We start from the raw sequence: 10677 nt of genomic DNA on the forward strand, positions 1-10677 counted from the left end.
CTAGTTGGCTTTCAGGCCGATCGACTTGATCACTTTCGACCACTTGGCGATTTCGCTGCGGACGAACTTCGCGGTCTCTTCAGGCGACCCGCCTTCCGGTTCCGCGCCCTGCTTCCTGATGGCGCCGGCAACCTCCGGGTTGCGCAGGATCGCCACGGCCTGCTTGTTGATCTTGTCGATGATCGGCTTAGGCACTGCAGCCGGGGCCAGCATCGCGAACCAGTTGGTTGCCTGGTAGCCCGGAACGAACTCGCCGATCGCCGGAACATCCGGCAAGATTTGAGACCGCTTGGCGGAGGTGACACCGAGCGCCTTCACGCGACCGGCCTTCACCTGCCCGAGCGAAGCGCTGAGCGAAAGAAATGTCAGGTGAATCTGGTTGCCAACTACGGCCTGTAGCGCAGGACCACCGCCTTTGTAAGGCACCTGTTGAACCTCGATGCCCGCCATGCTGGTGAAGAGCTCTCCGGACAGGTGCGTAATGCTGCCGGTGCCGGCTGAACCCATGTTGAACTTGCGCGGGTTCGATTTGGCGAGCGCTATGAGCTCCCCCACGTTCTTCACCGGAACTGCGGGGTGAGCAAGACAGACGTTCGGGGCCGAGGCAATGACCGTAATCGGCTGAAACGACTTCACCGGATCGTACTTGAGGTTGGTGTAGAGCCCGGCGCTGGTCGAGAAGCTTGCCGATACCACCATCAAGGTGTAGCCGTCAGGCGTCGAGTTTGCAACGATTTCCGAGCCCATCGTGCTTCCGGCACCGGGACGGTTGTCGACAACGACCGATTGCCCCCACGCATCGGTCAGCTGCTGCCCCATCAATCGGGCAAAAATGTCCGCAGAACCCGAGGGCGGAAAGCCCACGATGACGCGTATGGGTCTGTTCGGGTACGTCGACTCGGCGGCAACCGCGGGTGCTGCCGTAGCCGCCAGCACCAGCAGCGGTAGTAGTCTCGATGCATTCATTTCCATTTTCTCCTCTCGGGGTCGTTTCGACTGTGTGCGCCGCTTCGGGTAAACATGTGTCCTGCGTCTTTCGTATCGCCGGTTGAGGGCATCATGCGTCTTTCGCACTACCGGTTTCCGATGTCATGCGTCTTTGGTATTGGCGGTTCGCGCGTTCGCCAGTGCCTGCCGAGTCGCTGCCATGACTTCGCCCGCGCCGTTGGCAACGTGCACGCCAGCCGCGCGCAGCATCGCGATCTTCGCTTCGTGACCTTCGGCTTTGGAGCCGATCAGTGCGGCGGCGTGGCCCATTTTCTTGCCGGGCGGAGCCGTCTGCCCGACGATGAGCGCGGCGACCGGTTTCGCATCGGCACGCGCGGCGTATTCCGCAACGAAGATTTCTTCCGATCCGCCGATCTCGCCCAGGTAGAGCACCGCGGTCGTAGCGGGATCCGCATGGAAAAGCGCCAGCGCTTCGGCCGCCGTCGTGCCTTTCACCGGATCGCCGCCGATGCCGATCACCGTGGACTGACCGATGCCGGCCCGCGTCAACCGCTTCGCACCCTCGTAGGAGAGCGATCCGCTGCGCGAGATCACACCGACGTTGCCTTCGCGATAACAGAAGGAAGGCATGAACCCGAGCTTCGCTTTTCCGGGCGATATCAGGCCAGGCGAATTGGGGCCCACGAATGCCGTGCCGTTCGCACGTGCGGCAGCCCTGATCTCGATCGTATCGAGAACCGGTAACTCGTCGGCCGTCGCAACCACCAGCCGGCAGCCCGCCTCGATCGCCTCGATGATCGCACCGAGCACTAGAGCGGGTGGAACGAAGACGATCGCCGTGTCGGCGCCGGTTTCTGCGCAGGCGATACGCACATTGGCGAATACCGGCACGTCTGCCCCGACCGTCGTACCCTCGCGCCCGGGAGAGACACCGGCGACGATGGTGGTGCCGTACTTGCGCGCGTCTTCGACGAAAAACGTGCCCATCTGACCCGTCGCGCCCTGCACGAGGACGCGATTGTTGCGGTCCAGAAGTATGCTCATGTGGCGCTCCTCGCCAGACGCACGGCTTCCGCCACGGCTTCCTCCAGTGTTGCGTGATTGTGGGCACCGAACTCATCGAGAATTGCCGGCACCTGATCGACGTTCGTGCCATCGAGGCGGAATACCATGGGCTTGCTGCTCTTGCGTTCGGCCATGAGCTCCTTCATCGAATTGGCCACGCGCTGCATCTGGGTGCCTCCGCCGAACACGCTGACGAGGATCACCTTCACTTGCGGATCGGCATCGAGCATGGCGAGCGCCGGGCGATAGCCGCGCGTCGACGTCGGCCCAGGGCTTGCATCGAGAAAGCACGCAGGTCGTCCGCCCTTCGCCGCGATCATGTCCATCGCCGCCATGGTCATGCCCGCGCCCCCGGATATCAGCCCGATATCGCCATCCAGGCGCACATACATGTGGCCCATCTCGAGTGAAGCGCGCAGCAACGGGTCGGCTCGGCGCCTGTCCGCTTCACGCATCTGGCGGATTTCGTCATTTCGAAAGTGCGCCCACTCGTCGCGCGCGATCTTTGCGTCGGCCGCGATCGCCGAGCCGTCGCTGAGCTGCACCAATGGATTGATCTCGATGGTGCTGCAGTCGTGCATCGCCGCGAGCCGCACGAGACGCTGGGCAAGGACGACGACTTTCTCGCGCCATTGATAGTCGCTCTCGACCTCTTGAAGCACGGCCCGTAAGGCGTGGACACGGAAGTTCCATGGCGCGCCTACCGGGTAGCGCGCGGGGGGAGGGCCGTCTTCGATATCGATGCCGCCTCGAGGCGCGTACATGACCACGTAGCCTTCGGCGCGGCCGTCGACTGCCACCGAGAGATAGCACTCGCGCTCGATCGGGAGCCAGGGTTCGATCAGGACCGCATCGGGCAATTCGCCGCCGTAGCTGGTGTCGAGCATAGCTTGCACAACAGGCACAAGATCCGCTTGCGCGTCGACGCGCCGGACGCCGCCTTGTTTGCCACGTCCGCCGCTACGAACCTGCGCTTTGACAGCTACCGGAAATGTCGCCACTTCAGCCACCGCCGCGCCGATCGACGACTCGCGCGCAATCACCACGCCTGCCGGGACGTTTATGCCGGCGGAGGCAAGCAGCCGCTTGCCCTTCCACTCGAGCATCATCATCTTCGTTCTTCCTCCATCGGTATGGCTCCACTATACGGTCGTGGTGCTATGCACGCCAACAATGAACAGTTATATTATTCAAACCTATGGTTATGCACTTACCGTCATGACGCTGCAGCAGTTGCGCTACCTCAGCGCGGTCGCCCGGAACGATCTGAATATCTCGAAGGCAGCCATTACGCTCGGCGTTTCGCAGCCCGCTTTGAGCCGGCAACTGCAACTCCTGGAGCAGGAGTTGGCCGTGGAGCTGTTCGTGCGCAACCGCAAGCGTCTCGTGCGACTGAGCGCGGCGGGCAGCGAAATTCAGGCCCTCGCCGAACGTACGCTGGAAAGCGCGCACGCCGTCCTGGAGGCGGCGCGGGAGCACTCGGGTGAACATCACGGCAGCCTCACAGTCGCCACCACGCATACACAGGCGCGCTACGCGTTGCCCGACGTCATACGGCGGTTCAAGCAACGCTATCCGGAGGTGCAGCTGAGCTTGAGGCAGGGCACGCCGGCCGAAGTGTCCTTTCTCGTCGCATCGGGTAATGCCGACGTATCGATAGCGACCGAGCCGCTGGATCCTCTTGCCGAAGTGGTATTGCTGCCTTGCTACGAATTGCAGCGTATCGTTCTCACACCGGTGCGCCATCCGCTGCTCAGGGCCAAGAGACTCACGCTGGAAAGGCTCGCAGGTTATCCGCTCATCACCTACGACTACGCTTTTATCGGTCGGTCCAAAACGCTCGGGGCGTTCGAGGCCAAAGGCCTGCGGCCGACCATCGTGCTGAACGCGATCGACGCGGACGTGATCAAGACTTACGTGGAATCCGGCCTCGGCATCGCCATCGTTCCAGCGATGGCGTACGACCGCAAGCGCGACAAGGCCTTACGCGCCATTGACGCGAGTCATCTGTTCGCGCCGAATACGATACACATCGGCATGCGGCGCAACCACTATCTTCGCGGTTATACGTATGCGTTCATCGAAATGTTCGCGCCGCATCTCAAGCGAGCGGTGGTCGAAAAGGCGCTCGCAGGCTCGGCGACGCGAAGAGCCCCATTCAGGTAACGAAGGCAAAGCGCTTGGAGCGGCGCAAGCCTTCCGCTTAACATAGCCGCAATCTATCGAGCGTTCCCTATTTCATGTCACGCTCGTCCCTCACTTGCAGTGCGCGCATCGGCATGCAGGCCGATGCCGTTCGGCCGGCGCGGACCATGGTCCGCGAATTCCCGGCCTCACCCCCCAACCCCTCTCCCGGGGGGAGAGGGGAGCGTCGCGTCCGTATTGGACTGTCGTCCAATACGGAACGATCAATAGTTTTGGTGAATCGAAAATTCGTCGTATATCGTCATTCCCGCGCAAGCGGGAATCCAGAACGAAACCCCGCATGGACCCCCGCGTTCGCGGGGGTGACGAACTTCTGACCCAGGACCCTAGCGTCCGCGCGCAGGGCAAGCAATGAAGGCGCTGCGGCGGGACAATGCGCAGGAGAATCGCATGAGCAAGACGATCATTCTCGATCCCGCAGCTGCGATCGGCACCGCGACGCACGCACCCTGGCGTGCGCTGGATTCGCTGCAGGGCAAGATCGTCGGCTTCATCGACAATTCGAAGCCCAATTTCAATCATCTCGCCGACGATCTCGCGCAGCTTCTGGTCGCGCGCTACGGCGCCGCGTCAGTGATCCGCCATCGCAAGCGCTCGGCATCGATACCGGTAGCCGAAAGCGCTCTCGACGAAATGGCCCGGAAGTGCGATCTCGTCATCACCGGCTCGGGCGACTGAGGCGGCTGCACGTCGTGGAGTGTCCACGACAGTATCGAAGCGAGAAAACGCGGCGCAGTGGCCATGGTCGTGTGCTCGACCTCTTTCATCCCGCTCGGGCGTGCGCAGCTCGAGGCGCTCGGCGGAGCCGATACGCCGATCGCGGTTGTTCCGCATCCTTTCGGCCTGCACACCCGTGAGGAAGTGCGGGCGATCGCGGAGCGCTGCGTCGATGACATCGCCCGGCTCGCGCTCGGCGGGAAGGACGAAACGCGGCGCAGCGACAGGCCTGCTGCCTACGGAGGACGTGCGCAGCAGATCGAAGTGTCCGACGAATTCGACGCATTCCAGGAACTGTGCATCGAACGCCGCTGGAGCGACGGATTACCGCTCGTTGCGCCGACGCCGGCCCGCGTCGAGCGGGCATTGCGGATGACTCACCGGGCACCGCACGAGGTCGTCGCGCACATTGCACCCGGTTTCGGGCAGGCCAGCATCGAAACCATCGCGATCAACGCCGTAATGGCGGGTTGCAAGCCGGAATTTCTGCCGGTGGTCATTGCCGCGGTCGAAGCAGTGGCGCAGCGCCGATTCAACCTCCAGGGCATACAGGCGACAACCAATTCGGCTGCACCCTGGATCATCGTGAACGGCCCGCTTGCGCGCCTCCTCGGCTTCAACGGCGGGATGAATTCAGAAGTTCGTCACCCCCGCGAACGCAGGGGTCCAGGCGGAGTCTCGTTCTGGATTCCCGCGTGCGCGGGAATGACGAATTACGACGAATTTACGATTCACCACACTGGCGGCGAGCCAGGCCATGCTGTGTTGGCGGCGTGGGAGTGGCCTCGCACGACAACCTATCGGCTCGTCAGCTGCCGTGCGATCTCGTCCACGTAGCGCAGCGTCAGCTCACGCATCTGCTCCGCGGTCAGATTGCTGACCGGATGGGGCAACTCGATGAACGGGTGTCCTTCAAGCCCGCGAGCGCGGAACTGATGGATGGCCGCGTTGGTGAATACGCCCGTCAAAATGACGGTTGCCGGTATCCCGCGCTTCTCGAACTCGACCGTGTCGTGCACACTGCACAACGTGCAGGACCCTCATCCGCCGAGAGCTGCTACGGCAACCTGCACCTCGTTCGCCATCTCATCCAGAAGCGCGGGATCGGCAGGTCTGGAGAAAAACGCCTTGCGCCGGCTGACCACCTTGGCGACACCGTGACGCTCGCGCAGTCCCTCGCCTACCGCCGCGAGTATGAGGTCTCCCTGCTCCTTGGTGTTGTCGAGCAGGCCCACCACTTTGCCCGCAAGGTCCATCGGGCGCGGCGCGCGCTGAAGCCGCACCTTGCTGCCGCCGCGTGTCGGGTCTATGAACGGTAACTCGTCGGACATCTCGATCTCCTCGCAAAACTATGTAAGCGCTCAATTATCGAGCTTTCGGTAAGTGCTTGACGCTCGATTCCCTCACTTGCAGTGCGCGCATCGGCATGCAGGCCGATGCCGTTCGGCCGGCGCGGACCATGGTCCGCGAATTCCCGGCCTCACCCCCCAGCCCCTCTCCCGGAGGGAGAGGGGAGCGTCGTGCGGAAAGCGGCTTGTCAACCGCTTTCCGGAATTTCAATATGAGCGCTTACGAGGGCTATGGTTTCTGCTTCACGGTCCATACCTTGCATGCACATGGCCGGTGAAGGAAGTGACTGCGCTTGTGATCTCTGTTTCACGCTTCATACCTTCCATGCACCGCGCGGCTGGATTCATTCCAGCCGTGGCACACGGCGGTAATCGGGCCTATGCCACCCGCAACGATCAGGTGCAGGCGGTTCACGTCTTTTACTGCCTTGATGGGCTGCTCGTCATCGTCCGGATCGAGGCCCATCGCGCGCGCACGTTCGGGTCGCCAGTTTCCGCCGCGCTTCAGGTTCCCTTGCGGCCGTTCGGCCAGCTCCCACAGGCGCTGCTGCACCTCTTTCCGGCTCATTCCCGCCGCTGCGCACAATCCCGCGTGCTGCGGCGTCATCGCGACCACGACGTCGGAGCTGAACCACATGTTCCACGAGCCTGTAGAAGTCATGGAGTCCGCAATACCACGCAGCAGGCGCTCCGGTTGCGTGCTTACGTCATCGAAATGGAGCCGCGGGCTTTCCACCATCGCGCAGGCAATCACGTTGTCCGCTGCGCAATACCCGCGCGAAACTGCGAGTGTCTCCCATGGCGAATGAGCGATATTCTCGGTGAGGCAGGCAGTGTAGCGAATGGGCGAGGCGAAGACCGTCGCCGATGCTTTACCGGCGAGCCCCGCGCCCAGGTTCATCAGTAGCAGACGCACCGCCCGGCCGATCGTGGCATTGGCACGAAATCCGGGGCCGAAGCAGCCGTTGCCGCCATTCAGGCCGATCTTCTCCGAATGCGGACCATTGATGATCATGAGCGGGGCGACGCCGTGCATCGTGCACTGCACCCCGCCCATGTTGAACTCCTCGCGCAGGATGAGACGCATCGCGCCTATTACCGCAGGCAGATACTCGGGTGCGCAGCCGGCCATGAGCGCATGTATCGCTACATCGCGAACGCTCATGACTTCTCCTGCGGGCGGCACGTGACCGATGACTTCCTCCGGATCGCATTTCGTGCCACCCAGCATCCACTGAACACGTTGCTCGGTCGGTGTGACGACAGGGAAGCCGTCGGACCATTCCTTGCGGAGGAAGAATTCGAACTCGTCCATGCTCGTCGGGACACTCATACAAGGGTCAGAGAGAGCTTACGCCGCTTTCGAGCGCTCGACGCCAGTCGCCGAGTCGGCCACGACCTGCAGGCAGTCTTCGCCTGCAACGAAGGTCGCACCGAAATCTGCCGAGCGGGCTTTGACCAGCTCGACTACGTCGCGGCCCTCCTCGATGTTCAGCACGCGGGGCTCGAGGCTCTCATCGCAGCGTGCGGGCAGGAAGTCGACCGCGCAGATCTTGCGGTCACGAATGCTGCACCGGACCATGCCGGTCTCGTACTCGTGTCCTTTGTGCGGCCGGTGACGCGCGAAGGTGAAGTTGCCGAGTGAATAGAAGATGGCGCGGCCGTTATGCACTTCGATCCCCTGCAGCAGGTGCGGATGGTGACCGAACACCAGGTCTGCGCCCGAATCGATCGCGAACCGGCCGAGCTCGACCTGGTATTCGGTCAGGTGCCTGAACCCGGAGGACACGCCCCAGTGGAAGGTGCAGATCACGATGTCGGCGCGAGCGCGGGCAGCCGAGATGTCCTTGGCGAGCTGCGCCTTGTGCTCGGCGATCGCCCAGGTATGGATGATCGGCGGCGACCCCGGTGTCTCGAACACCCGCTTCGGCGCCTCGTACGACGTTCGTGCGCCGACCACCGCGAGACCGGGGCTGTCGGGGCGCGCTGCCCACTTGTCCATGAACACGCATGTGTATCCGAGCATTGCCACCTTGCAGCCGCCGCGCTCCACGATCGCCGGCGCATGCGCTGCATCGAAGTTGCGGCCGCCGCCGCAGTGCTCGATTCCGATCCGGTCGAGGTTGTCGACGGTCGCGAGCATCGCCTCCGGGCCGAAATCCATCATGTGGTTGTTGGCCACGTTCATGGCATGAAACCCGGCCGCTTCGATGGCGGAGAGCTGGCGCGAATCTGCTTTCCATGCCTCGGCGCCGCGCTTGTCCACGGCCTTGCCCGTGTCGCAGACCGAGCCCTCCAGGTTGCCGAGCAGAAAGTCGGCCGAGCGCATCAGCTCCTGCACGTGCCTGAATACGCTGGGGGGATCGTCGCGCAGCACGAATACGTCGCCCACGATCAGCATCGACATCTCACGCTTGCCGCTCATATCCGCTCCTTGTCATCAGGCACTCGAATGGGGTGGTTGGGCTTTCGCGGCCCATGCTCATCTCGGGCGTCGACGGTGAAGCTAGCTGCAAGCCGCACGCATGACGCTCCGGTTCAACTCGGACGCGCGGGACCGCGCAGCAGCCCCATGAGGCGCTGAATGTCGCCGGCCTCGAGCTGCTCGAGGCGGTCCAGCAGCTCGATCAAGGTAGCCGCGTCCGCGTCGGAGAGCCGCACGCCGAGGCAGCTCCGCAGCTTGTCGCGATGGCTTTCCCGATCGATCGGCGCGCCCCAGGAACCAGGCGGACGCGCACACACTTCCTTGTGCGTCGCGCCGTCGCGCAACACGACGCTCACCTCCACCTGCATGTTGCGCGTATCCCGGGAGCGGCTCGGATCGCGCGTCAGCTGAATACGGTCGAGCAGCCCCACCATGTCGGCGCGAAACCTGCGATCGTCGGTGAACGTATCGATGCCCACGCGGCCATCGAGCAGCGCCGCAGCCACGGTGTACTGGAAGCTGAACTTGCCTTCGAGACCCGACCTGGGCCTGGGCCGATCAGCGTCCACGATCTCGGGGATGTCGATGTGCACCCGCTCGATGGCACTCGGATCGGCGATGCGCTTGCGCAAAGCCGTCGCCGCGGCGATGCCGAAATGAGTCGGGTATTTCGAAGGATAGAACTTGATCGCCATCCCGGGATCGACGAAACGGTACGGCCGTCCGAACGCGAACAGGGCCTCGTAATCGAAATGCTTCGGAAAGAACGTCTCGACGTAGCCGGCCTTGGCTTCGAAGATGGCGGGATTGGCGGTGAAACCGCGCTTGGCGAGCAGCCCCGCCTCGAGCCCTGCGATTGCCACGTTGCCGCAATGCGTACACTTCACCATCGAGCCGGTGTTTGCGGAAAGTCCGGCGCAGCGCGACGCAGCGATGCCAAGCGCGTGCTGAATCTGCTGCGGCTGCAGGCCGAGCAGGTGCGAAGCGGCCACTGCCGAGCCCATGACGCCGACCACGCCCGGTGTATGGAAGGCGAGCGCGCCGCGATCGTGGCTCGAAGCGAGCAGCACCCGTCCCTGCATCTCGAAACCTTTTGCACAGGCGGTCACGATCTCGCGCCCCGGCGCCTGCAGCATTTCCCCTAGCGCCAGCGCCACCGGAAGCGTGGGCGAAAGGGCGTGCGTGGGCGGACTCGACATCGGCTCGAAGTCGAGCACGTGCATCGAGACGGCATTGGCGAAGGCGGCCTGCGCGGATGTGGTCTTGAAGCCGAAGCTCCAGACCGACGCTTGGCTGCGGCAGCCCATGTCGTGCACGTGTGCGGCGACGATCTGCGGCGCATCTTCGACGCTTCCGGCCAGGGCGACTGCGATGCCGTCGGCGATCAGGAGCTTGGCTGCGGCGAACGCTTGCTCATCGAGCGATTCCGATGTTATGCCGGCGATGATCGCCGCGATGCGTGCAGTGGGGCTTTCGGCCTGAATCGACTTGCCATCGGTGGGAGTATTCATGTCGAGCTCAGAGGGATATCGAAAAGCTGTCCAGCTTTTCCAGCTCGGCGAGCCCCTCGGTGAGCTTCTGGGCCGCGAGCCGTCCCATGAGGTCGGCATTGCCGCCGGGGGGAAAGGCAATGATGAAGCGCACTGGTTTCGACGGATAGTCGTCGGCATGCGCGAGCGGAACGCCCGCGCCGAACGCGACAGCCAGTGCGATGCGAACAAGGATATTCACCGTTGCGCTCTCCGTTTCCTGGTCGTTGGTGTGCGCCGCGGCCGGCACGGCGCATCGATGCGGCCATTATAAGAACCGGACGCGGGCTCTCCGAAGCGGCTGGTAGACTAGCTGATATTCCAAATTGGAATTGCAGAACCTTGGACTTCAAGCAGCTCCAGTACTTCGTTGCCGTGGCCGAGGCGGGGAGCTTCACGAAGGCGGCGCTCCGGCTCGCAGTCGACCAGCCCGCGCTAA

The 10677-nt window shown here is 63.3% G+C and carries 12 protein-coding genes; 4 read left to right on the top strand and 8 right to left on the bottom strand.

The window, feature by feature from the left end; all coding sequences use genetic code 11:
- From GEV05_28375 to GEV05_28385, 3 genes are all read right to left on the bottom strand, one after another.
- Positions 1-972, bottom strand: a complete 972-nt coding sequence (locus GEV05_28375; protein MPZ47208.1) for a tripartite tricarboxylate transporter substrate binding protein — start codon at positions 970-972, stop codon at positions 1-3.
- Positions 973-1089: 117 nt separating this feature from the next.
- Positions 1090-1992, bottom strand: coding sequence for a succinate--CoA ligase subunit alpha (locus tag GEV05_28380; GenBank protein ID MPZ47209.1), 903 nt, complete (start codon positions 1990-1992; stop codon positions 1090-1092).
- Positions 1989-3125, bottom strand: a complete 1137-nt coding sequence (locus tag GEV05_28385; GenBank protein ID MPZ47210.1) for a hypothetical protein — start codon at positions 3123-3125, stop codon at positions 1989-1991. The genes GEV05_28380 and GEV05_28385 overlap by 4 nt, the downstream gene beginning before the upstream one ends.
- A 106-nt stretch (positions 3126-3231) precedes the next feature.
- Here GEV05_28385 and GEV05_28390 point away from each other — a divergent pair, with 106 nt between their 5' ends.
- The 3 genes from GEV05_28390 to GEV05_28400 all read left to right on the top strand — a co-directional run bounded on the left by GEV05_28390 (position 3232) and on the right by GEV05_28400 (position 5772).
- Entirely contained in the window at positions 3232-4179 is a 948-nt protein-coding gene (locus tag GEV05_28390) for a CysB family HTH-type transcriptional regulator (protein MPZ47211.1), read from the top strand.
- 429 nt (positions 4180-4608) lie between these two features.
- Positions 4609-4896, top strand: a complete 288-nt coding sequence (locus GEV05_28395) for a hypothetical protein (GenBank protein ID MPZ47212.1) — start codon at positions 4609-4611, stop codon at positions 4894-4896.
- A 57-nt stretch (positions 4897-4953) separates the two neighbouring features.
- Positions 4954-5772: a hypothetical protein gene (locus GEV05_28400; GenBank protein ID MPZ47213.1), complete on the top strand. Its 819-nt coding sequence runs from the start codon at positions 4954-4956 to the stop codon at positions 5770-5772.
- Here GEV05_28400 and GEV05_28405 read toward each other — a convergent pair.
- The 5 genes from GEV05_28405 to GEV05_28425 all read right to left on the bottom strand — a co-directional run bounded on the left by GEV05_28405 (position 5733) and on the right by GEV05_28425 (position 10379).
- Positions 5733-5954 carry a hypothetical protein gene (locus GEV05_28405; GenBank protein MPZ47214.1) on the bottom strand — a complete coding sequence of 74 codons (222 nt, stop codon included), beginning with the start codon at positions 5952-5954 and terminating at the stop codon, positions 5733-5735. The two genes, GEV05_28400 and GEV05_28405, sit on opposite strands and share 40 nt — an antisense overlap.
- A gap of 21 nt (positions 5955-5975) precedes the next feature.
- Positions 5976-6266, bottom strand: coding sequence for a hypothetical protein (locus GEV05_28410; protein MPZ47215.1), 291 nt, complete (start codon positions 6264-6266; stop codon positions 5976-5978).
- Between the two features lie 325 nt (positions 6267-6591).
- Positions 6592-7599, bottom strand: coding sequence for a hypothetical protein (locus GEV05_28415; protein ID MPZ47216.1), 1008 nt, complete (start codon positions 7597-7599; stop codon positions 6592-6594).
- A gap of 36 nt (positions 7600-7635) precedes the next feature.
- Entirely contained in the window at positions 7636-8709 is a 1074-nt protein-coding gene (locus tag GEV05_28420) for a hypothetical protein (protein MPZ47217.1), read from the bottom strand.
- A 113-nt stretch (positions 8710-8822) separates the two neighbouring features.
- Positions 8823-10379, bottom strand: coding sequence for an MmgE/PrpD family protein (locus GEV05_28425; protein MPZ47218.1), 1557 nt, complete (start codon positions 10377-10379; stop codon positions 8823-8825).
- Between the two features lie 201 nt (positions 10380-10580).
- Between GEV05_28425 and GEV05_28430 the strand changes: the two genes are divergently transcribed.
- A partial coding sequence (locus tag GEV05_28430; protein MPZ47219.1) for a LysR family transcriptional regulator occupies positions 10581-10677 on the top strand: 97 nt, incomplete at its 3' end.

The sequence above is a fragment of the Betaproteobacteria bacterium genome (assembly GCA_009377585.1).
GTDB lineage: Bacteria > Pseudomonadota > Gammaproteobacteria > Burkholderiales > WYBJ01 > WYBJ01.

Bases quoted from the DNA above. Each gene is read 5' to 3' on its own strand.
- GEV05_28415 (MPZ47216.1), bottom strand. From the start codon at position 7,599: ATGGACGAGTTCGAATTCTTCCTCCGCAAGGAATGGTCCGACGGCTTC.
- GEV05_28410 (MPZ47215.1), bottom strand. From the start codon at position 6,266: ATGTCCGACGAGTTACCGTTCATAGACCCGACACGCGGCGGCAGCAAG.
- GEV05_28375 (MPZ47208.1), bottom strand. From the start codon at position 972: ATGGAAATGAATGCATCGAGACTACTACCGCTGCTGGTGCTGGCGGCT.
- GEV05_28420 (MPZ47217.1), bottom strand. From the start codon at position 8,709: ATGAGCGGCAAGCGTGAGATGTCGATGCTGATCGTGGGCGACGTATTC.
- GEV05_28425 (MPZ47218.1), bottom strand. From the start codon at position 10,379: ATGCCGACGACTATCCGTCGAAACCAGTGCGCTTCATCATTGCCTTTC.
- GEV05_28390 (MPZ47211.1), top strand. From the start codon at position 3,232: ATGACGCTGCAGCAGTTGCGCTACCTCAGCGCGGTCGCCCGGAACGAT.
- GEV05_28380 (MPZ47209.1), bottom strand. From the start codon at position 1,992: ATGAGCATACTTCTGGACCGCAACAATCGCGTCCTCGTGCAGGGCGCG.
- GEV05_28395 (MPZ47212.1), top strand. From the start codon at position 4,609: ATGAGCAAGACGATCATTCTCGATCCCGCAGCTGCGATCGGCACCGCG.
- GEV05_28385 (MPZ47210.1), bottom strand. From the start codon at position 3,125: ATGATGATGCTCGAGTGGAAGGGCAAGCGGCTGCTTGCCTCCGCCGGC.